General features: G+C 45.4%; 24 protein-coding genes and 1 pseudogene. 19 read left to right on the plus strand and 6 right to left on the minus strand.

The window, feature by feature from the left end; translation table 11 throughout:
• Positions 1-348 precede the first annotated feature (348 nt).
• Positions 349-2,085 carry an alpha-glycosidase gene (locus BA724_RS09345; RefSeq protein WP_069938403.1) on the plus strand — a complete coding sequence of 579 codons (1,737 nt, stop codon included), beginning with the start codon at positions 349-351 and terminating at the stop codon, positions 2,083-2,085.
• A gap of 46 nt (positions 2,086-2,131) precedes the next feature.
• Here BA724_RS09345 and BA724_RS09350 read toward each other — a convergent pair whose 3' ends face one another.
• Entirely contained in the window at positions 2,132-3,067 is a 936-nt protein-coding gene (locus BA724_RS09350) for a bile acid:sodium symporter family protein (RefSeq protein ID WP_069938656.1), read from the minus strand.
• Positions 3,068-3,305: 238 nt separating this feature from the next.
• Here BA724_RS09350 and BA724_RS17985 point away from each other — a divergent pair, with 238 nt between their 5' ends.
• The gene (locus BA724_RS17985) at positions 3,306-3,476 is read left to right on the plus strand and encodes a glycerol-3-phosphate acyltransferase (RefSeq protein WP_083256165.1); all 171 of its coding nucleotides are present in this window, start codon (positions 3,306-3,308) and stop codon (positions 3,474-3,476) included.
• A gap of 159 nt (positions 3,477-3,635) precedes the next feature.
• Here BA724_RS17985 and BA724_RS18290 read toward each other — a convergent pair.
• A pseudogene (locus BA724_RS18290) lies at positions 3,636-3,746 on the minus strand (hypothetical protein); the annotation flags it as partial.
• A 72-nt stretch (positions 3,747-3,818) separates the two neighbouring features.
• Here BA724_RS18290 and BA724_RS09355 point away from each other — a divergent pair.
• From BA724_RS09355 to BA724_RS09365, 3 genes are all read left to right on the plus strand, one after another.
• Positions 3,819-4,274 (plus strand): GNAT family N-acetyltransferase, encoded by a 456-nt coding sequence (locus BA724_RS09355; RefSeq protein WP_069938404.1) that lies wholly within the window; start codon positions 3,819-3,821, stop codon positions 4,272-4,274.
• Positions 4,275-4,358: 84 nt separating this feature from the next.
• Positions 4,359-4,943, plus strand: a complete 585-nt coding sequence (pduL, locus tag BA724_RS09360) for a phosphate propanoyltransferase (RefSeq protein WP_069938405.1) — start codon at positions 4,359-4,361, stop codon at positions 4,941-4,943.
• Between the two features lie 273 nt (positions 4,944-5,216).
• The gene (locus BA724_RS09365; RefSeq protein WP_069938406.1) at positions 5,217-6,017 is read left to right on the plus strand and encodes a YihY/virulence factor BrkB family protein; all 801 of its coding nucleotides are present in this window, start codon (positions 5,217-5,219) and stop codon (positions 6,015-6,017) included.
• A 323-nt stretch (positions 6,018-6,340) separates the two neighbouring features.
• On the opposite strand, the gene BA724_RS09370 is transcribed toward BA724_RS09365, so the two are convergent.
• Positions 6,341-6,901: a hypothetical protein gene (locus tag BA724_RS09370; RefSeq protein ID WP_069938407.1), complete on the minus strand. Its 561-nt coding sequence runs from the start codon at positions 6,899-6,901 to the stop codon at positions 6,341-6,343.
• Positions 6,902-6,946: 45 nt separating this feature from the next.
• Here BA724_RS09370 and BA724_RS09375 point away from each other — a divergent pair, with 45 nt between their 5' ends.
• From BA724_RS09375 to BA724_RS09385, 3 genes are all read left to right on the plus strand, one after another.
• A complete protein-coding gene (locus BA724_RS09375; RefSeq protein ID WP_425389012.1) occupies positions 6,947-7,456 on the plus strand; it encodes a dihydrofolate reductase family protein in 510 nt (169 codons plus the stop codon).
• 4 nt (positions 7,457-7,460) lie between these two features.
• Positions 7,461-8,462: a PQQ-dependent sugar dehydrogenase gene (locus tag BA724_RS09380; RefSeq protein ID WP_069938409.1), complete on the plus strand. Its 1,002-nt coding sequence runs from the start codon at positions 7,461-7,463 to the stop codon at positions 8,460-8,462.
• A 147-nt stretch (positions 8,463-8,609) separates the two neighbouring features.
• Positions 8,610-9,305 carry a DsbA family oxidoreductase gene (locus BA724_RS09385; protein ID WP_069938410.1) on the plus strand — a complete coding sequence of 232 codons (696 nt, stop codon included), beginning with the start codon at positions 8,610-8,612 and terminating at the stop codon, positions 9,303-9,305.
• 221 nt (positions 9,306-9,526) lie between these two features.
• Here the strand turns inward: BA724_RS09385 and BA724_RS09390 are convergent, their stop codons facing one another.
• A complete protein-coding gene (locus BA724_RS09390) occupies positions 9,527-10,981 on the minus strand; it encodes an FAD-dependent oxidoreductase (protein ID WP_069938411.1) in 1,455 nt (484 codons plus the stop codon).
• 78 nt (positions 10,982-11,059) lie between these two features.
• On the opposite strand from BA724_RS09390, the gene BA724_RS09395 reads away from it, so the two are divergent.
• Positions 11,060-11,638 carry a metallophosphoesterase family protein gene (locus tag BA724_RS09395; protein WP_342669999.1) on the plus strand — a complete coding sequence of 193 codons (579 nt, stop codon included), beginning with the start codon at positions 11,060-11,062 and terminating at the stop codon, positions 11,636-11,638.
• Here BA724_RS09395 and BA724_RS09400 read toward each other — a convergent pair.
• Positions 11,635-12,540, minus strand: a complete 906-nt coding sequence (locus BA724_RS09400) for an AEC family transporter (protein ID WP_069938413.1) — start codon at positions 12,538-12,540, stop codon at positions 11,635-11,637. The two genes, BA724_RS09395 and BA724_RS09400, sit on opposite strands and share 4 nt — an antisense overlap.
• Before the next feature lie 196 nt (positions 12,541-12,736).
• Here BA724_RS09400 and BA724_RS09405 point away from each other — a divergent pair, with 196 nt between their 5' ends.
• The 10 genes from BA724_RS09405 to BA724_RS09440 all read left to right on the plus strand — a co-directional run bounded on the left by BA724_RS09405 (position 12,737) and on the right by BA724_RS09440 (position 19,379).
• Positions 12,737-13,351 carry an acetate uptake transporter gene (locus tag BA724_RS09405; protein WP_069938414.1) on the plus strand — a complete coding sequence of 205 codons (615 nt, stop codon included), beginning with the start codon at positions 12,737-12,739 and terminating at the stop codon, positions 13,349-13,351.
• A gap of 91 nt (positions 13,352-13,442) precedes the next feature.
• Positions 13,443-14,204 (plus strand): threonine/serine exporter family protein, encoded by a 762-nt coding sequence (locus tag BA724_RS09410; protein ID WP_069938657.1) that lies wholly within the window; start codon positions 13,443-13,445, stop codon positions 14,202-14,204.
• Positions 14,205-14,216: 12 nt separating this feature from the next.
• Complete coding sequence (locus BA724_RS09415; protein ID WP_069938415.1) at positions 14,217-14,660, plus strand: threonine/serine exporter family protein; 444 nt, start codon at positions 14,217-14,219, stop codon at positions 14,658-14,660.
• Positions 14,661-14,684: 24 nt separating this feature from the next.
• Positions 14,685-15,608, plus strand: a complete 924-nt coding sequence (locus BA724_RS09420) for a DMT family transporter (RefSeq protein WP_069938416.1) — start codon at positions 14,685-14,687, stop codon at positions 15,606-15,608.
• Between the two features lie 38 nt (positions 15,609-15,646).
• A complete protein-coding gene (locus BA724_RS17990; protein WP_083256166.1) occupies positions 15,647-15,796 on the plus strand; it encodes a DUF624 domain-containing protein in 150 nt (49 codons plus the stop codon).
• Positions 15,797-15,994: 198 nt separating this feature from the next.
• A complete protein-coding gene (locus tag BA724_RS09425; RefSeq protein ID WP_069938417.1) occupies positions 15,995-17,554 on the plus strand; it encodes a sodium:solute symporter family protein in 1,560 nt (519 codons plus the stop codon).
• A complete protein-coding gene (locus BA724_RS09430; protein WP_069938418.1) occupies positions 17,547-17,777 on the plus strand; it encodes a hypothetical protein in 231 nt (76 codons plus the stop codon). The genes BA724_RS09425 and BA724_RS09430 overlap by 8 nt, the downstream gene beginning before the upstream one ends.
• Positions 17,778-17,922: 145 nt before the next feature.
• The gene (locus tag BA724_RS18850; protein WP_245676184.1) at positions 17,923-18,072 is read left to right on the plus strand and encodes a hypothetical protein; all 150 of its coding nucleotides are present in this window, start codon (positions 17,923-17,925) and stop codon (positions 18,070-18,072) included.
• Positions 18,073-18,250: 178 nt separating this feature from the next.
• Complete coding sequence (locus BA724_RS18855) at positions 18,251-18,490, plus strand: dihydrofolate reductase family protein (protein WP_245676186.1); 240 nt, start codon at positions 18,251-18,253, stop codon at positions 18,488-18,490.
• Between the two features lie 64 nt (positions 18,491-18,554).
• Positions 18,555-19,379: an alpha/beta hydrolase gene (locus tag BA724_RS09440; protein ID WP_069938419.1), complete on the plus strand. Its 825-nt coding sequence runs from the start codon at positions 18,555-18,557 to the stop codon at positions 19,377-19,379.
• Positions 19,380-19,435: 56 nt separating this feature from the next.
• On the opposite strand, the gene BA724_RS09445 is transcribed toward BA724_RS09440, so the two are convergent.
• Positions 19,436-20,068 (minus strand): hypothetical protein, encoded by a 633-nt coding sequence (locus tag BA724_RS09445; protein ID WP_069938420.1) that lies wholly within the window; start codon positions 20,066-20,068, stop codon positions 19,436-19,438.
• Between the last annotated feature and the right edge of the window lie 7 nt (positions 20,069-20,075).

Genomic DNA, 20,075 nt, shown 5'->3' on the forward strand with positions numbered 1-20,075 from the left:
ATTTCCTTTGATTGCGCCATCTTTTTTGCGTGTAAAACTTGAGAAAAGATTAAATTGTTTTTGAAAAAATTCTTTGTGAAATAATCTGACGACGAAAAAGATTTTTTCTTAAAAACATGGTAAGATCTTCTTACTAAACGGATACCTAAACATAAAAAGCGCTTTGCACAGACTGGACCCCTGCCAGTACTGGTGTTAAAGCGTTTTTTATATGTGGAGAAACGATGGGCGAAAAGCTCTTATCAGGCTCTCTGTTCGCTGTCATTTTATCAGGAAATAACTTCCTTGAAAGTTATTCGGCTCTCCGGTCAAGATAAGCAGTAATGACTTACAATATGGGAGAACAACATGCTGAAAGAAGCGATCTATCACCGGCCGAAAAATAACTTTGCTTATGCTTACGATGAAAAAACCGTCCACATTATGATGAAATCGAAAAAGCAAGACCTTGATCGAGTTGATTTATTATACGGAGATCCTTACATATGGAAAGATGGAGCGTGGCAGTATAAAACAAAAGAAATGAAGCTTTCCGGCTCAGACGAATGGTTTGATTACTGGTTTGCGGCGGTGGAGCCTGAATTTCGCCGTCTTCGATATGGGTTTGAATGCAGCGGCCAAGCAGAATCGATTATTTATACAGAAAGAGGATTTTACGCGGAACTGCCAAAAGATATCGGTTCTTTTTTTGCTTTTCCATTTCTACATGCGGTTGACGCCTTTAAGGCGCCTGAGTGGGTAAAAGAAACCGTTTGGTATCAAATTTTTCCGGAGCGATTTGCCGATGGAGATCCGCATTTAAACCGAAAAGATACAAAAAAATGGGGGACTTCTCCGGATAAAACCAGCTTTTTTGGCGGTGACTTCCAGGGGATTTTAAACCGGCTCGATCATCTTCAGGAATTAGGTATAAATGGTATTTATTTTACACCTGTTTTCCAGGCGGAAACGAATCATAAATACGATACAACCAATTATTTAGCGGTTGATCCGCAGTTTGGCAATAAGGAGTTATTAAAAAATCTTATCCGGGAATGCCACAGAAGAGAAATAAAAGTGATGCTTGATGCCGTCTTTAATCATAGCGGCTATTGTTTTGCCCCTTTTCAGGATGTATTGAAAAATGGGGAAAAATCGAAATATAAAGATTGGTTTCATATTCACCGTTTTCCGCTTCAAGAAGGGGATACTATTCATTATGATGCATTCGGTTTTGAAAAAGCGATGCCAAAGCTTAATACAGAAAACCCCGAAGTAAGAAACTATCTGCTCCAAACGGCTGTGTACTGGATAAAAGAATTCGACATTGATGCGTGGCGCCTCGATGTGGCAAATGAAGTAAGCCACGATTTCTGGCGCGAGTTCCGCCGCGCGGTGAAATCAGTAAAGCCGGATGTCTATATTTTGGGTGAAGTCTGGCATGATTCGATGGCATGGCTTCAGGGAGATCAGTTTGATGCGGTAATGAACTACCGGTTAGCCGATACCGTCGTGGACTTTTTTGCGAAAGGAAAAGCAACGGCCAATCAATTTAAAAATGAAGTGAGCCATTTGCTTCATTCGTATCCGTTGTCTGTAAACGAAGCGGCGTTTAACTTGCTTGACAGTCATGATACGCCGAGAATATTAACAGTTGCCGATGAAGACAAAGAAAGTTTGAAACTAACCTTTTTGTTCCATCTTTCTTTTATTGGCACTCCGTGTATTTATTATGGTGATGAAATTGGGATGACAGGTGAGTCAGACCCGGATTGCCGAAAATGTATGATCTGGGGGGAAAGTGAACAAGACCGCGATTTATTTCATTTTGTGCAAAAATTAATTGAGCTGCGTAAAAAAATCCCAGCCTTTTGCAATCAAGGCGATTTTGCGTTTATTGATCTGCATCCTGCTGCTGTGAGTTATACAAGAAAAAACGAAACGGAAACGCTGCTGTTTATCATAAATCCGACAGAACAGACTGTTGAAGTGAATTTACCGGATCATTTCAAAGGGATGGCAAATCTCTGGACAGGTGATAGCCTCGAATCCTCTGCAGCACTCATTCAGAAAAAAGGATTTTTAATTCTTTATAAGCAAAAGTAGGTAAATAAAAGGGAGTTCTCAAAAACGAGAACTCTCTTTTGAAATATTATCCTTTTCGGTCTGCTTTTCGAGCCCAGTAGGTTGCTAAGAGCGGACCGGAAATATTGTGCCAGAAGCTGAAAATCGCGCTCGGCACAGCAGCAAGCGGGCTAAAGTGTGCAGCTGCAAGTGCCGCCCCGAGTCCGGAGTTTTGCATGCCGACTTCGATAGCCAGCGCTTTTTTATCTTCATAAGGCATATTGAATAGTTTTCCCGCTAAGTACCCTAACAAATAGCCAAGACCATTATGTAAGATGACGACACCGAAAATTAGCAAGCCTGATTCAACAATTTTGTCTTTGCTCCCGGATACAACGGCTGCTACGATCAGTACAATCGCGATAACAGAAATAAGCGGCATCACATCGACACTCTTTTTAACTTGTTCTTTAAAGAACATTTGCACAATTAAACCGAGAATAATCGGCAAAAGAACGATTTTGACAACTGACATGAACATAGCAGAAGCCGATACTTCCAGCCATTCGCTCGCAAGTAAATAAATAAGCGCTGGCGTTAAAATTGGTGCGAGCAATGTTGAAACAGACGTAATCGCGACGGATAGTGCGGTGTTTCCTTTTGCTAAAAACGTCATGACGTTTGATGCCGTACCTCCTGGACAGCAGCCCACGAGAATAACGCCAATCGCAATTTCCGGTTCTAGGCGAAGCCCTTTCGCCAAAGCGAAGGCAAGAGCAGGCATGATCATAAACTGAGCTAAAACCCCGATTAATACTTTGAGTGGATGCCGGCCGACTTCTTTAAAATCCTCCGCTGAAATGGTCATTCCCATCCCGAACATAATCACACCGAGTAAAATAGAAATATAGGGCGCAATCCACGTGAACTGTGCGGGAAGAAAAAACGCGAATGCCGCAAAAACAAGAACCCAGATGGCGAATGTTTTACCGGCAAATTGACTGACTTTAATTAATGAATTCAATTTCATTTCACCTCCATTATAGTAGAATAGCATAAAACAAAATGTATTTTCAGATTTTTTTGATTTAAGAGCATTTATTCTTCTAAGTCTGAAAAACCATATAGTCAAAGCTGAATGAAAATTGTCAAGGCGGTCATGCATGAAATCAAGTCAATAGAATCGTGAAGTGCTAATATTGTATAATGGGTAAAAGAGGAAAATTGGTTATTATATTCCAATTTGTTAAAGGAGATGAGATATGCTCATTGTTCTATTAAGCTATTTCGTCGGCAGTATACTTGGCGGAAAAATATACGGTCTCCTAATCCACCGTGACTTAGCAAAAGAAGGATCAGGGAATACGGGTGCACGTAACGCGATGCGTATCGGTGGAAAGAAAGCAGTCTTACAGCGGAGCATCCCAGCATGAACCGGCTCTTTTTTATGTGCGGCTCTTATAGAAACAGCAAGCCCGCCGCATTTCGAATCCGATAAGAAAGCTATAACTAACGAACAATGGCGGATCAGAAAAATCAGATGTGCTGACAAAAGGTTTGTCTACACTCTGGATGTAAAGGGTATAGTTTTTTCAAAGGCAGATGTGGATTCCTTTTGAAAAGGCGGGCAGCGCTTCAATCGCAAGCAGAACTCGAAACAAGTCGCTGACAAAACGTGAACACTCTGGCCAGTTCATGCCAAACTGAAATTTCTGAAATTATCGGGAAAAGCGTGTATAATCGGTGTACGAAGAAGTTTGAAAGGGGTTACGGGGATGATCGAACGGCTGCATCATGAAGAAGAAGCGACGGCCGCGGAAATTTTGGCTCTGCAGATTCCTGCTTATAAAGTGGAAGCGTCATTAATTGGATTTGACGGCATTCCGCATTTGAATGACACAGTTGAAATGATTAAGAAAAGTGATGAAACGTTTATCGGTTACTTAACAGAAGGCGAGCTGTGTGGATTTCTTTCCTATAAAGATGAAGGAGGGGCAGCGTTTATTCATCGGCTTGTTGTCCATCCGGGTCACTTCCACGAAGGCATCGCTTCAAAGCTCATCACGTTCTTTTTGCAGGAGGAATCGGCGGGGCGGGATGTAAAAGTCACAACTGGAGCGAAAAATGAGCCGGCACGCAATTTATACAAAAAATTTGGGTTTGAAGAATTAGACATGTTTTCGCCAGAGCCGGGTATTGATCTTGTTTTGTTGGAAAAAAATCATCATTAAACTCATATTGCTCGTATTTTCACAAGGAAATGGTGTAAAATAAAGCCGTATAAAATCTTTATGATCAGAAAGGCTGGAAGATAGATGCCATTAACCAATCATGGAACGATCCCTGTTGCTGTTTCCGCACGCCACGTGCATTTGTCACAGGAACATTTAGAAATTTTATTCGGAGCCGGCCACGAGCTTACAAAACGTGCTGACTTGTCGCAGCCGGGGCAGTTTGCGGCGGAAGAAACCGTCACAATTGCCGGCAAAAAAAGTGAAATCGCTCGTGTTCGTGTTCTCGGACCATGCCGTCCGGCAACACAGGTGGAAGTAAGCTGGACAGACGCAATGAAGCTTGGTGTCCGTCCGCCGCTTCGCGAATCTGGAGATATTAAAGGCTCGGAAGCTGTCACGATTACAGGTCCTGCCGGTACGGTTGAACTTGAAGAAGGACTCATCATCGCACAGGCGCACGTCCACATGACAACAGCCGATGCAAAAGAATACAACGTTGAAAATGGTCAAATTGTTACTGTTGAAGTAGGCGGCGATCGCCCTGTTGCTTTCCGCAACGTCGTGATTCGTGTATCCGACAGCTACGCGCTTGAAATGCATATCGATACAGATGAGGCCAACGCGGGCTTTATCTCTCAAGGTGCAAAGGGCGATATTTGGGCTTAACAGGATGACAAAAAAGGTGTTCTTCCAAATGGGAGGCACCTTTTTTTATGCTTTTAGCTGCCATCGCCGGAAAACTATTTTATCGGCGTTAGCGAATATTTTTTCGGTTATAGTGGACAAATACCGGCGTTACACTTCTTCTCACAATAAAAATAAGGGATTAATTCTGTACTGCTACATATTCGTTATGGGAGAAGGTCATTGTTCATGCGGATGTGCAGCGTCCGGCTTAGTTTTGTGTTCAAATGGGAAAAATAGTGAAGGGGTGAATGAATGTATACAATAAAACAAATGCTGTCCCGCTTTTTTGGCGAGCGATTTTACGATCAGGCAGCGCAGACCGCGTACTACTTGTTACTGTCCGCCATTCCATTTATTATTTTCATGCTTTCATTAATCAGCTTTTTCCCCATTAACCAGGAAGCGATTCTGGAATTTGCCCGTCCTTATGCGCCCGGCGAATCGTTTTCGCTAATTGAAAAAAATGTGAATGCCGTTTTGTCTACGGGGAAAGGGCAGGTGCTGTCACTTAGCTTAGTATCAACGTTCTGGCTGTCATCGATGGCTGTCCAGTCACTCGCCCGGTCATTGAATGACGCAAACAGGATCGAGCGGGAGCTGCCTTTTTGGAAAGGACTTCTGCGGGACTTTGGCGTGACGCTCATTTTTATGGTCATGGTGCCACTGTCGCTTGTCATCCAGCTATTAGAGCGGTTTTTGCGCTGGATTGTTGCTCAATCGGATACGATTGAGGAGTGGTCCGGCTGGCTGGATATTTGGCCGGCTGCCCAGTGGGGAATTGGATCGCTGTTTTTGTTTGTCTTTTTTATTGCGTTTTATAAAATTTTGCCGAATGAGCGGCAGACATTCCATTTTGTCCTGCCGGGAGCCATTTTTGCGGCACTTGGCTGGCAGATTGTCTCCTGGCTGTTTGGCACATATGCGTCAGCATTCAGCTACACACGCCTGTACGGCCAGCTGTCGGGAATTATCGTGCTGGTTCTCTGGTTTTACTTAACGGCTGTCGTTATTCTGCTGGGCGGCCTGCTGAACGCGGAAAAGGCGCGACGATGAAAGGGAAGGCTCTAATCCTGAGTTTTCCTTTTATAATTTATTTAATTGGTCATTCATCCTGCGCGCCTTAATCGATAAATCATACAGAAAAAAGCCAAGCACATGGATCAGGACAAAATCAAAGCTTGTAATAATGATAGATTTTAAAATGCCGCAAAAAAGCAATGTTTTCATCGGCACAGGTGTTTTGAATGATGATCATCATTTCTCCCCCGTTCGCCTTTCTATTCGCAGTATAAGATCAAAAAGAGAAGGCATCCCATAGATTTCGGCCACATGTACATGAGGAGCTGTCACCGGTTAAGAAATGAAGGTGAAATACATTACGAATTATCACTGAGAAAAGAAAGGCACTTTAAGTAGCATTCATTTAAATAGGCCTGCCGTTCTGTTTTTCCGCTTTCGGCAAATCCATCTTCAAGCAGTTCTTCAAATTCGTCATCCGTCTGAAAGGAATGAACGAGCAGCACAGAATGATCGTCCAGTGGCAGCGCAACTCCGGTTAAATAGGCGGCGTGGTCATTTTCAACTTGCCACTTCGCTCCATCGCTCCAGCATGAGTATGTACCTTCAGGCGTCCGATGTCCGGCAAAAATAAACGGCTGCTTCCATTTTTCTAATGTGTCACGGACAAAGGGTTTCGCTGTAAGGGCGAGCTGTTCTTCGATATAATGAAGCCAGAAAGAATCGTTTTGAATGATGGCATACCATTCGTCAATAGCGGATTCGACCGAATCGTGTGTCACGTATGTGCTGAGAAGTGGAATCCATGTATGGTAAAGCTGTTCACGCTCGTCTGCGTCTGTATGTTGTTCAATGAAACTGGTAAAGCCGTCGAGAATTGCAGCGAGTTCGCGTTTGTGAAGCGAGGTAATGTTCGACATAAAAATCCCCTTTTTAGATTGATTATACGTTAGAGGATGAGGAACATGGGCAAAAATGTGCTTTATATTGCAGCGAGCCTCGATGGATATATTGCAAGAGAAGACGGCTCGGTGGACTGGCTTGATGATGTGAAAGGAGACGGGGCAGATAACGGATATCTCGCTTTTTATGAAACGATTGATTCCGTTTTGATGGGGCGCGGCACGTATGAAAAAGTGCTGGAGCTGGCCGATGACTTTCCGTACGCAGGGAAAAAATGTTACGTGCTGTCACGGACAATGAAAGGGAAAACCGATCAAGTGATGTTTACAGATGAACCGCTGCCGGATGTATTGGAGAAAGCAGAAGGAACGGTTTGGATTGTTGGCGGCGGCCAGGTCGTGAAAGAATGTCTCGTGCATGATCTGCTTGATGATGTATATATTGCCGTCATTCCGAAAGTTTTGGGCAGAGGCATCCCCTTATTTCCACCGGGAACAGAAGCATCATTTTCACTCGTTCATGTTGAAAAAATCGGGGATATGGTGTCCATTCACTATAAGCGAAAGGACTGACACGATGGCGAAAAAGTGGCTGGCAGGGCTCATTTTATTAGCAGGATGCGGCGCGCAGGAACCGGAACAGCCGGAAAGCGAAGAAATACAAGAAGTAGCGCGAAACCTGGATGTCCCTTGGTCGATTGAGCAGAATGAAGATGTTTTTTACATTTCTGAAAGGTCTGGGACCATTGCCAAAGTGGAGGATGGGGAAGTGCTGCGTCAGCAGGTTGATCTGACAGCTCCGTTATCAGACGCGGCAGAAGCCGGGCTGCTTGGCTTTGTATTAACGCTGGATTTTAAAGAATCGAATCAGGCTTATGCATATTATACGTACGACAAAGATGGAGAGCCGTATAACCGGGTGGTGACGCTGGAGCTGGATGGATCTCGATGGCGTGAGACGGATATTATGTTAGACGGCATCCGCTCCGGCACTGTCCATCACGGCGGACGTCTGGAAATCGGACCAGATGATGCGCTTTATATCACGATTGGCGATGCGTCGGAGCCTGCAACCGCGCAGGACCCGGATTCATTAAATGGAAAAATTGTCCAAATTGACGGATCAGGTGAAGCAGCTGTCTATAGCACGGGTCACCGGAATCCACAAGGGATGGCCTGGGCGGAAGATGGAACGATGTATGCATCGGAGCATGGGCAGTCGGCAAATGATGAAATAAATATTATTGAAGAAGGAAGCAACTATGGCTGGCCTGAGATTGAAGGTCCCGAAGAGGCGAAAGGATTGAAAACACCGCTTGCGGCATCCGGCGCTGACGACACATGGGCACCATCCGGCATGACGTGGCACAAAGGAGAGCTGTACGTGGCGTCTCTCCGCGGAGAAGCGGTGCTGAACATCGATCCTCAAACAGCAGATGTCACAAAAGAAATCGAAGGCTACGGCCGCATCCGCGACGTGTTTTCTGACGGAGAAAGCCTTTATTTTGTCACGAATAATACAGACGGGCGCGGGAATCCGGCTGACGGTGATGACAAATTGTACCGGATCGGGGAGTGAAGGTCGCACCGTTTTAGGGCAAAATCGCACATCTTTAGGTGAAGTTCGCACGAAACCGGAATTGTCGCACCATCGCGATACGACAGGCAGAATAGTTGCGGCTTGTCCCATTTCCTCCTACTCTTAAAGAAAAGGAGTGGAAAAGAGATGAAAGTAGAAATTTGGTCCGATTTTGCATGCCCGTTTTGTTACATCGGCAAGCGCCGGTTTGAAGAAGCAGCAGCACAATTTGATGGAAAGATTAAAGTGGAATTCCGCAGCTTTGAACTTGATCCGCATGCGCCAAAAAAAGCGAATGAGGATGTTCACAGTATGCTCGCCAAAAAATATGGAATGACCCGTGAAAAAGCGAAGGCGATGAATGATCAGCTGACTGCGCAGGCAAAAGAAGTGGGTCTTGAATACAATATGGACACACTTATTTTGGCAAATACACACGATGCACACCGCTTGTCTCATTTTGCGAAAGAAAAAGGAAAAATGAATGAATTTACCGAGCGTGTATTAAAAGCCTATTTCACTGAATCAAAACATATTGGAGACTTCGATTTGCTGGCTGGGTGGGCGGAAGAAGCCGGGCTGGTCAAAGAAGAAGCGATGGATGTTCTTAAAAGCGGCAAATACAGCGATCGTGTCCGTGAAGACCAAGACGAAGCGCGTGAAATCGGCGTGGAAGGCGTACCGTTTTTTGTCTTCAATGAAAAGTATGCGGTATCTGGTGCGCAGTCTGTTGAAGCGTTTAGACAAGTGCTGGAAAAAGTTGCAGCGGACGAGCAGGTGACAGCCGGGAAAACAGAGTGGTGCCAGGAAGACGACTGTACGGGTGTTGACAGCGAAGGCTGAATGTGGTGAAAAAGAAATAACTGTTTCCAAAATAAACACCGAAAAGAATTATTACTGGCAGGCAGGCAAAACCTGAATTTGTACCGGGGTGTATATTGCCCGCTGACAAATTCAGGTTTTTTGTTTCCAATCAGATAAACGAGTGGTGAAAGCAGATGGAGAGTAAAACAGTATTCAATTTACCGCATTATCGAGGCAGGAATTCAATCAGTAAAGCTGATTTAAAGTTCAAATAAACCGGGTGCAATAGACCGTGCACAATGAATGCCGCTTGCCGTTGCGCCAATTGTGCCGCCACCTGGAAAAATGGAATCGCCGCACAGCCATAGATTCGGAATTCCGGAACGGTGTGAAAGGGACCCGAACAGGGCATGGCGAACCGTCTGCGGAAAACCGCCAACAAACCCGTTCGGACGAAGCGTATAACGCTCCCACGCCTTTGGTGCACCAGTTTCCATAACCATGACTGCCTTGCGAAAGTCCGGATACACCGTTTCAATCATTGACAGCATTTTTTCTGTTAACCTATCTTTGTACGAATCATATTGTTCTTTTGTGGACCAATGATCGGGTGATGAATGAGTCGAGACCGTCATCGTCCGTTTTCCCTCTGTGGCACGAAGACGGTCGTCAGGTGCGGAAATGGACATAAACAGATGGCTTCCCTCGCTCATCGAATCCGCTGAAATTTGCTGAAACAGCGGAAATTGATCCGGGATAAGTGATCCATCCAAGGTCAAGTACAACGTATGGGTCACCCAGGTTAGCACGTCCGCCATTGCACGGTGACGACCGGACAGCCCGGATACAAGTGATGGCAGCTGTTGAAGTGCACCGTTAAAAACGATATGCTGCGCTGAGTATTCATTCCCGCGCTGGTCCACAGCGATCCAGTAGTTGTCTTTTTTTGTGGAAACAACTCGGCGGTTTTTCTTTAATATACCGCCGTTTTCTTGAATCGATTCGACGAGTCTTTCCGCGACGCGATATAAGCCGCCTTCCACGTAGTATGCGCCTTCATGATAAATATCCAGGGCGGTCGCGGCCATTAAATAAGAAACATGACGTGACGTCGTCTGCATACTGTCAATCAGCTGGCCGTCAAGCACATGGATAAATGCTGACTCTTGATCGAGCCCGTACGCACGCAGCCGGTCAAGCAGTGTTGCTCGCGCAAACGGTGCAAGCAAAACGTGCTCGGGAGAAAGGGAAGACAACAAATACGCCCATTCGCCGGCTGTCTTAGGCGGCAAAGCAGGAAGCGGCTTCATCAGCTTTCGAATAGAAGCAGCTGCTGTCCAGAGTTCAGCATAAAAAGAACGAATTTGTTTATCCACATGCGGAAAGTGGCCGCAAATGGAATCGAGGTGCTGCTTGCGGTCACGATAATAGGTGATTATCCGTTTTGGAAAATGAAGCACCATGACTTCATCAAGCAGGCGCAGGGGCACTTCTTTTCCAAGAAGACGCAGCACCCGTTCATGCAGCCCGCCCTGCTCAAAACCCATCCCGAGCGTGGCACCGACCGGAAATAAGGTATGGCGACGCTGAAATTTACCGGCGCAGCCGCCCCACTCTAAAGACGCCTCCAGTAGTGTCACATCATGACCGGTTTTGGCTAAAAGCGCTGCAGCTGTTAAGCCGCCGATGCCGCCGCCGATAATAAGTGTATGCACGAAATCCCCCCTTTTCTTTATTGTGCAAAAAAAACGGGAAACGCTGCAATTTTAAACTCGTTTTGAAAGGAAGAACAAATGATGAAATATGCCTTGCTGGGGGACCTGCATTCAAGTGTAGAAGATACAAAAGCAGTGCTTGCCCATATTGAACATTGTGCGCCAAGTGCAAAAATTATCGGGCTCGGTGATTTGTATGAATGCAATATTGGCAAAAGAAAAGCGGAAACAGCGAGGGATCTTCCAATGAAAAAAGCGGCACATATACCAAAAGATTTTGTGCCATTAGTAACGTTCCCCTCTGTACGGGGAAATCAGGAAGAAAGAATTATGCTCGTTACCGGCCGCGAAGACTTCGAGCATTTGCCCGAGAAAATGATTATTGCTGGGGCGGTTATCATGCACGGCCATCAATGGAAGTGGACGAAGAACTGGCTTCCGATTCTGCCGAAAACAGAACCGCCGCTCCTGTTTTTCGGGCATAGCCACATGGCCGGACTGTACCGGAAAAAGAAACGGCTTCCTATTGAATACGGTGAGCCGGTTTTGTTAAAGAAAAAAAGATACGGCATCAATGCCGGCGCTGTCTGGGGCGCACGTGAATGGGTGCTGTATGATTCTGATGCGCGGACTGTCACGTTCATGAAGGCGGATTAAATGCCAATTAAAAATAAAACGAGCGGAATGGTCAAAATGCTTAAAAGAGTTGTGATCAATGTCGTAAATGAAACAAGATCCGGCTCTGTTCCAAATTGAATCGCAAACATGGTCGTATTTGCTGCAGCAGGCATCGCAGCCAAAAGGATCATGACGTCTTTTAGTAAATCATTCACCGGTAGAAAAGATACGATCGCGACCGCAAGCAACGGTGACACAGCCATCCGGATAACAGCAACCGCATTCACGTATTGATAGGCAACCCGTTTTGTGGCGATAACAGCCAGCTGCATGCCAAGGACAAGCATCACAGTTGGAATCGATGCATCCGCCACAAGGCTGATCGCATCCATAAAAGTCGGCGGGATGTGAACGTTTAACAGCTGAAGCACCACCCCAAGAATCGCGCCGTGCAGCACCGGCATGCGGGCTACGCGCTGCAGCGACTGCTTGAGTGTTGTTTCTTCTTCACCGCCGAAAGACGCCGCAAACAAGCCGATCGTGTTCATTAAAAAAGCTTGAAAGACCATAATAATAACCGCATAATCAAACCCGGTCGCGCCAAATGCGAACAGCACAACCGGTGCTCCATAATTGCCGCTGTTCATAAACACGCCGCCGAGAATCATGGCGGCCATCTTTTGGCGCGTCGCTTTCATGAAAAAGCCAGTAATCAGCACAACAATGATCAAAGCAAGCGATAAAATAAGGCAAAAAGCGGTGATATATACATATTCCATCGTTAATTCATTTGCGTAAAACGTCCGAAACGCAAGAAACGGCGACATTAAATAAAGCGCAGCCATAGAAATCGACTTTATCTCAAATCCAATCCATTTTTGGCCGATGTAGCCTGTTAAAAAAATAAGAAACGCCGGCAAAACAATCATTAATAAATCCAAATCGAACTCATCTCCGTCCCGCTTTCAACTATCTTTCTATCATATCAAAACATTTCACGCAAAACAGGTAGATTTCCAGGGGTTTCTGTAGGCGAATGAAATAGATTCGTGTACAATCAATGTATGGGCTTTCATAAATAGAATAAAATCGCTCGAACAAACCGACTGGTCGGTAAAATAATTAATGGAGGTATATATGAGTGAAACAAAAGAAGTAAAAGTGGTAACAGCGGATCCGTCGGCAATTGGGCTCTTTGGGCTCGCCATGGTGACACTTGTCGCCTCATCTCAAAAACTTGGCTGGACAGACGGCTTATCCCTTGTTATTCCGTGGGCGATTTTTCTTGGCGGCATTGCGCAATTTTACGCGTCGATTTTGGATGCGAAATTAAACAATACATTTGGTGCTTCCGCGTTTGCAGCGTATGGCTTGTTTTGGATGGGTGTCAGCCTGTCTTGGCTGATGAATCTAGGTGTGCTTGGGACGACTTTGCAGGAAAACGCAGATATGCATCAGCTCGGTTTTGCATTTGTCGGCTATCTTATTTTTACCCTGTTTATGACGATCGGCGCACTTGAAACAAACAAAGTATTATTTATCATTTTCTTTTTAATTGATTTTTTGTTTATCGGGCTGTCGCTCAGCTCATTTGGCATTATGGAAAATGCGATGCACCAGCTGGCGGCGTATTCAGAACTGCTTATTTCATTATTCTCGTTTTACGGAGCGGGTGCAGCTGTGCTGAATAAGCATTTCGGGCGCGAGTTTATCCCTGTTGGCAAACCGTTTGGCATGATCCGAAAAGGGTAAAGAATAACTCGCCGGTGTTTGGCCGGCGGGCTTTTTTTTGTGGAAAGAAACGGCTATAATGGGGGCATTGACAACGAATGGAGTGGTGCGGATGGATGCCTTGCTTGAAAAACAGTACGACATCATGGACGTCAGCCTGCTCGCGGGTAAAATTATGCTAGAGAGCGGGGCAGAAACGTACCGGGTAGAGGATACGATGATGCGGATTGCGCTGTCATACGGCATTGAAGAGTCGCACAGCTTTGTGACACCAACCGGTATTATGTTTTCGATCGAAACAGAAGAGCCGACGAAAACGAAATTGATGCGGATTTCCAGCCGGACAACGGATTTATATAAAGTGAGCGCGGTCAATGCGATTTCTCGTCGGATTAGCGCGGGGGAGCTGACGGTTTCCCAAGCGTATAAGGAATTAAAAACGATTCAAAAAGCACCGATGTTTTTTTCCTTTTTCGTGCAGGTTGCGGCGGCGGCTTCAACGAGCGGCTGTTTTGTTATTTTACTGAAAGGGTCATGGGATAATGTTCTTCCAGCGATGCTGGCGGGAGCGCTTGCTTATTTTCTTGTTTTAAAAGTGGCGGAGATTGTGCCAACCATGTTTTTCTCGGAATTTATCGCAGCCCTGGCTGGCGGCACAGCCGCGTATTTTCTTTTTCGGCTCGGGCTTGGAAGCGACCTCGACAGAATCATTGTCGGAACGCTGATCCCGCTCGTACCGGGCTTGTTGATCACAAATGCGGTCCGCGATTTAATGGCCGGCCACTTTCTCTCAGGACTCGCAAAAGGAGCCGAAGCGTTATTGACGGCCCTGGCGATCGGGACAGGAATCGCGGTTGTGATGACGCTTATTTAAGGGGGTGCACACGTGACCATTATAACGAATATGCTGTTCAGTTTTTTGGCAGCCGCGAGCTTCGGCATTATGTTTAATGTGCCAAAAAGCTTGTTGATCAAGTGCGGAACCGTTGGCATGGCTGGATGGATGATGTATTATTTTTTGTCCGAAAACAACGTGGACCCGCTCCCCTCGACCGTAGCGGCGGCCTTTACAATCGCTTTGATCGGCCACGTGTACGCAAGAGTGTATAAAACACCGGTCATCATTTTTACAATCGCCGGCATTATTCCGCTCGTTCCCGGCGGTACCGCTTACCGGGCGATGCGTTCTTTCGTGCAGAACGATTACAATACCGCGATTAATCTCGCGGCGAAAGCATTTATGATTTCGGGGTCGATTGCGCTTGGGCTTATTTTGTCCGATGTGTTTTATCAATTGATTCTCCGGAAGAAAGCACCTGCAGAGAAATAAGCAGGCATAGAAAGAAGGGGCGCTTTGCAAAAATTAAAGCCATATATTTTGCTGATTTTAGTGATGATGATTTGGGGATTCAATGTCCCGCTCATCAAAATGCTGGTCAGCACATTTGAGCCGGTCACGATTACCGCTTTTCGAATTTTTACCGCATCGCTTGTTGTTTTTCTTATTTTAGGGAAAATGGGAAAAGTGCACTGGCCGGCCATTTATCATTGGAAATATATTTTAGGCGGCGGCCTGTTTAACGTCTTTTTTCACCATTTGTTTTTAGGGCTTGGCGCTGCTGGCACAAGCGCCGTGCATACAGGCATTATCCTCGGACTTGGTCCGATTTTGACGGCAGTAATGTCCGTGGTTTTTTTTCGCCGCGGATTGTCTATTTTTCGTGTGCTTGGATTTGTTACGGGAACCGCTGGTGTTTTAGTGACCGTGCTTGGCGGCGGAGCCGGGTTAAGCGGGTTTGTGCTCGGTGATTTATATATTTTCTTATCGATTTCCGCGCAGGCGTTCAGCTTTATTTTAGTCAGCCGGGCGGCACGCGACATGGACCCGCTCCTGTTGACCGGCTACATGCAGCTGTTCGGCTCATTTGGCTTGTTTCTTGCGAGCTTCATGCTCGAACCGGCCGGCATGGCGTCACTCCAAAACATCAACTTTAACATGGTCATTGTTTTTATGCTGTCAGCAGTAGGGGCTACAGCGGTCGGCCACTTAGTATACAACAATACGATTACAAAAATTGGACCGGCCGAAGCAGCCATTTTTTTAAACTTAAACACCTTTTTCTCCATCGTCGGTTCGGCGGTGATTTTAGGCGAATCGATTTATTATTATCACTGGCTTGGGCTTTTGCTTATCGTACCGGGTGTTTTGATGGGGTCTGGGGCTTTAGAGGAAATGATTCGAAAGCGTCGAAAGACTATTATTCGTTCAAATAAATGATAAAACTCTGTGCGGAAAAGCCCAACTTTTAATAAAGTTTGGCACTTATTCCGACCGGCCCTGCTATTCATGCCATTCTGTTTTCGATGGATAAACTGGTACGGACGAAGGAATTGTCACCGGCTCGTGATTTTTGGCAAAGCTTTCGTTCCAATATAAAAGAGACAATGATGATTTGGCTCATATAAAACATTCGTTGAAAAAAGTCTTGAAAGGAAACTTTCGAGGCTTTTTTGTTTGAATAGGATTAGTAGTTTCAAAAAGTTTCTTGTTAGATTATCTGACGAAAGCATGGTTCTGGCAAAAACCCCATGATAAGGTGTTTATGTTCTTATATGTTACTTTATATAACATATTCATGTTAACAAGTTATGGGGGATGACAAGATGACACCAATAGTTGGATATGCAATTCTTTTAATTTTTGGCACATTTTTTACGGGATTAACAATCATTATGCAGCGCCGGCGCGGCACTGCGATGACAGCGGAGCAATTCAGCACGGCGGGCAGAAGTGTTGGGACGGGTCTTGCGAGCGCCTCGATTATTGCGGCGTGGACATGGGCGGCGACATTAATGATGTCTTCGGCAACAGGCTATCAATACGGCATTAGCGGTCCGTACTGGTACGCAGCGGGTGCAACCATTCAAATTTTATTGTTTGCGATAGTTGCGATTCATTTGAAACGGAAAGCGCCAAATGCGCATACGTTTCTTGAATTTATTTCACAGCGCTTTGATAAAAAGAATCATAGATTAATGATGTTCTTCGCGTTAATGACAAACATCATTGTAACAGCGATGGTTATTTTAGGCGGCGCGATTGCGCTCAATTCACTGACAGGCATGAATATTTTTATCGCGGCCTTCCTGATTCCGATTACGTTTACGATTTATACGATGATCGGCGGCTTGAAAGCTTCTTTTGTGGCAGATTACTTGAATACCGTTATGATTTTTATTATTTTAGTAATTTTTGCCGCAGCCGTTTACTTTAAATTCGGCATAACAACGGTATATGACGGCCTGCAAAATATGGGCGATTCGGCAACGATGCTGACGATGGCATCGGTTCCGGGACTAATGTTCGGCATGATCAATATTATCGGAAATTTCGGGACAGTTTTCGTTGACCAGGCGTACTGGCAGCGTGCGATTGCGAGTACTGACAGTGCCGCATCTAAAGCGTATATTTACGGTGGTATCGCCTGGTTCTCAATTCCATTTGCGATTGCAACGTTCCTTGGTGTAAGTGCGGCTGGTCTTGGCATCGCCGTTCCGACACCGGATGCAGTTGCGCCATTAATGGCAGCAGAACTTCTCGGTACGGCCGGATCTATTTTATTTTTAGCGATGCTGTTCATGGCGGTTATGTCGACGGGTGCAGCAGAACTAACGGCAATCACAAACATTATTGTTACAGATATTTATTTGAAAAATATCAATCCGAAAGCATCAAGCCGGAAGATTTTATCCGTTTCCCGTAAAGTGACACTTAGCTTTGGTCTTGCGATGGGCGTACTTTCTATGCTTTTGTTCTACATGGGCATCAGCCTTGGATTCGTTTATATGGCAATGGGTATTTTTGTGAGCGGTGCGGTTATACCGGTGTCATTGGGTCTTATGTGGAAAAAAACAACAAGCACTGGCGCATTTTACGGCGCCTTATTCGGAATGATCGGCGGATTAACAGCGTGGATGACAACGGCGTATGTGAACTTTGGTTTCATCGGGATTGAATCATTAGGCGACTTAATATCCATGCTGATTGGCAACTCGACTGTCTTTATCGTCAGCGGTGCGATTGTGGTTGGACATAGCTTAGCCGCAAATCGTGACTTTGATTTTGATTCATTAAAAGACAAGTTTAAGAGCTTTGACGAGCATGAAGATGAAGAGGAAGAAGCGGAAATCGTTACGAAAAAAGGGGTGGCCTATGATGGATGAAAAACAACTTTTAAAAGATGCAAAAACGTGTACACGCTGGGCATTAAGCTTAACTGTTGTTCTGGTCATTCTCTGGCCGGGCGTTATGTTTTTAACCGGTTATGAATACAGCCTCACGTTCTTTAAAGGCTGGGCTGCACTTGCCTTCACATGGCTGATTGTTGCCGGAACGTTCATTACTGCACTTCCAATTGTAGAAGCAAGAAAAGCAAAAAAACAGTAGTCCGCCGATTTGGCGGACTTTTTTTCGTTTTTTGGCTGAGCTAGGGGATTTAAACAGATTGCCAGATCTGTTCTTCCTCACGTTAATGTAACTGGAGATTCGTACTAAAATGGATATAAATAATGACAGAGGAGAGGCTTTTCATATGAGCAGTCAGAGGAAGCTGGTCTTTTATGGAGCGATCAGTGTAGACCGCTATATTGTACGGGAGGACCATTCGTTGGATTGGTTAATAGAGACAGAGGGAGAAAAAGAGACAAGTCGGATTTCTACGAAACGGTTGATACCATTTTAATGGAGAGAAAAACGTACGAACAAATTTTGATACTTTTCCCACAGAAATTTTTGTATAAAGAAGGGCGGTGTTTTGTTTTCTCCCGTTCTATGACAGGATCAAACGAGGAAGTCCCGTTCATTAATGACGATGGCTCCACATTTATCCAAGATTTAAAAGAGGAGGAAGGCAAGCATATTTGGATTGTTGGCGAGGTGAAGTGTTAGACCCGCTGCTTCAGGCCAAACTGGTGGACGCGTTTATTATACAGGTTGCGCCGTCCATTATCGGCAGTGGGATCTCGTTATGTAAGCAGGGAAATCAAGAGAACGATTTGACGCTGGTGGGATCCGGCGCTACAAACAATTGGCTGAATGGCATTATGTGCTCAAGTAGTACATTCAAGCTGTTTTTTCGAAGATGGGACGGAAACAAGTAAAAGCACTATTATTAGAGGGGTGTAGATGTTAAAATTTAACTATACACAGATGGGAGGGATTTAGATGAAAAAGGAAATAATCATCCATTCCTTTGATGGAACTGAACTGTATATGCAAAAAAATACGCCTCAAAATCCGCATGCGGTAATGGTTATTGTCCATGGACTTGGCGAGCATTCGGGCCGGTACGAGTACGTAACCGAAAAGTTGAATGGGTATGGATATGCCGTCTACCGTTTTGACAACCGCGGCCATGGGAAATCCGGCGGCGCACGAGGCTATGTGGAGGATGCGTCCAAATTCGTTCATGATGCACATGAAGTCGTAAAGGCGGCTCGTCATGACTATCCGAAACTGCCGATTTTCATGCTCGGTCACAGTATGGGCGGATTTATTGCGGCGTCTTATGGTGTTCAATACAAAAATACATTGGCCGGCCAAATTTTCTCCGGGCCTGTCATTCTGGAACTGCCGGCATTCGATGAGTTAAAAAAGCTGGATATGGAAAAAGAGGCGCTGACGCGGATTCCGAACGGACTGGCTCACCTGATCTGCCGCAGCCCGGCTGTCGTCCAGGATTACGAAAACGACCCATACAATTTAAAAGAATTCACCGCAAAACTGCTGACGGCTGTTTTTCAAGAGGGTGTACAACATTTGCTTCAAAAGCTCCCTCAGTACACATATCCTTGTTATATTTTACACGGCGAGGACGATCAAATCGTTCCTGCCGATTCAGGAAGGTACTTATACGACCACATTGCCTCTGAAGATAAATCTATTTGTGTAATCCCGCACCTCTATCATGAAATACTGAATGAGGAAAAAGAAAAAGACGAGCTTTTACAAGAAATATTCGAATGGATAGAAGAACGAATACAAAAATAAAATTGCTCTGCATGTAAAATAGCCACCCTGTTTTTCCAAAAGGGTGGCTATAATATTTACAATGTTTTTGCCGTTTCACACTGCTTTTCTTTTAAAAGTGGGCAGTATGGGCATTTATCGCACCCGGGCACTTCTTTATACAAGCAGCACGTCAGCCGGCTGAAGTTCGCCATGGCTTCTTCCGGTGTCTGCTTTTGCAGGAATCGTTCGTATTGTTTTAAAAGCGACAGATCGCGTGTATCCTGCAGCACATGCACGTACATCCAGAGTGCATAGCCGAAGATGTTTTCCCGGGAAATAACCGCTGGCAGCTTGGCGTTTTTAGCCATCAGTGTGACGATTGGGTCAACAAGCCGTTTTAAAAGCAGAGCGGCTCCTTCATCTCCACAAGATTCCCATTTCTCATGGGACAGCTGAAACAAAATCGGCCACGGTTCCCCGTCACTCATAACAATTTCCACCTCATCCGGGCTGCCTGTCCATATACGCCGCTCCTCTGAAAAAATGGCCAAATGGCCGGTGATAAACAGTCCGTAACGGCGCATAAACATCGAGGCTGCTGCCGGAAGTGATGCAGTGCCCAATTCTTTTTCGGCTGAATGTGCCATTAATTGCACGTCTTTTGCCCACTCCAAAACCGTCCCTGCCGCTTCCTGCCCATTCGTAAACTTAAACATCGACCGGTCCAAGCCGACC

The organism is Domibacillus iocasae, assembly GCF_001750285.1.
In the GTDB taxonomy this organism is placed as follows: domain Bacteria; phylum Bacillota; class Bacilli; order Bacillales; family Domibacillaceae; genus Domibacillus; species Domibacillus iocasae.

Coding starts and splice junctions, on each gene's coding strand:
- BA724_RS09345 (WP_069938403.1), top strand. CDS start 349: ATGCTGAAAGAAGCGATCTATCACCGGCCGAAAAATAACTTTGCTTAT.
- BA724_RS17985 (WP_083256165.1), top strand. CDS start 3,306: ATGCTCATTGTTCTATTAAGCTATTTCGTCGGCAGTATACTTGGCGGA.
- BA724_RS09355 (WP_069938404.1), top strand. CDS start 3,819: ATGATCGAACGGCTGCATCATGAAGAAGAAGCGACGGCCGCGGAAATT.
- pduL (WP_069938405.1), top strand. CDS start 4,359: ATGCCATTAACCAATCATGGAACGATCCCTGTTGCTGTTTCCGCACGC.
- BA724_RS09365 (WP_069938406.1), top strand. CDS start 5,217: ATGTATACAATAAAACAAATGCTGTCCCGCTTTTTTGGCGAGCGATTT.
- BA724_RS09370 (WP_069938407.1), bottom strand. CDS start 6,901: ATGTCGAACATTACCTCGCTTCACAAACGCGAACTCGCTGCAATTCTC.
- BA724_RS09375 (WP_425389012.1), top strand. CDS start 6,947: ATGGGCAAAAATGTGCTTTATATTGCAGCGAGCCTCGATGGATATATT.
- BA724_RS09380 (WP_069938409.1), top strand. CDS start 7,461: ATGGCGAAAAAGTGGCTGGCAGGGCTCATTTTATTAGCAGGATGCGGC.
- BA724_RS09385 (WP_069938410.1), top strand. CDS start 8,610: ATGAAAGTAGAAATTTGGTCCGATTTTGCATGCCCGTTTTGTTACATC.
- BA724_RS09395 (WP_342669999.1), top strand. CDS start 11,060: ATGATGAAATATGCCTTGCTGGGGGACCTGCATTCAAGTGTAGAAGAT.
- BA724_RS09405 (WP_069938414.1), top strand. CDS start 12,737: ATGAGTGAAACAAAAGAAGTAAAAGTGGTAACAGCGGATCCGTCGGCA.
- BA724_RS09410 (WP_069938657.1), top strand. CDS start 13,443: ATGGATGCCTTGCTTGAAAAACAGTACGACATCATGGACGTCAGCCTG.
- BA724_RS09425 (WP_069938417.1), top strand. CDS start 15,995: ATGACACCAATAGTTGGATATGCAATTCTTTTAATTTTTGGCACATTT.
- BA724_RS09430 (WP_069938418.1), top strand. CDS start 17,547: ATGGATGAAAAACAACTTTTAAAAGATGCAAAAACGTGTACACGCTGG.
- BA724_RS18850 (WP_245676184.1), top strand. CDS start 17,923: ATGAGCAGTCAGAGGAAGCTGGTCTTTTATGGAGCGATCAGTGTAGAC.
- BA724_RS09440 (WP_069938419.1), top strand. CDS start 18,555: ATGAAAAAGGAAATAATCATCCATTCCTTTGATGGAACTGAACTGTAT.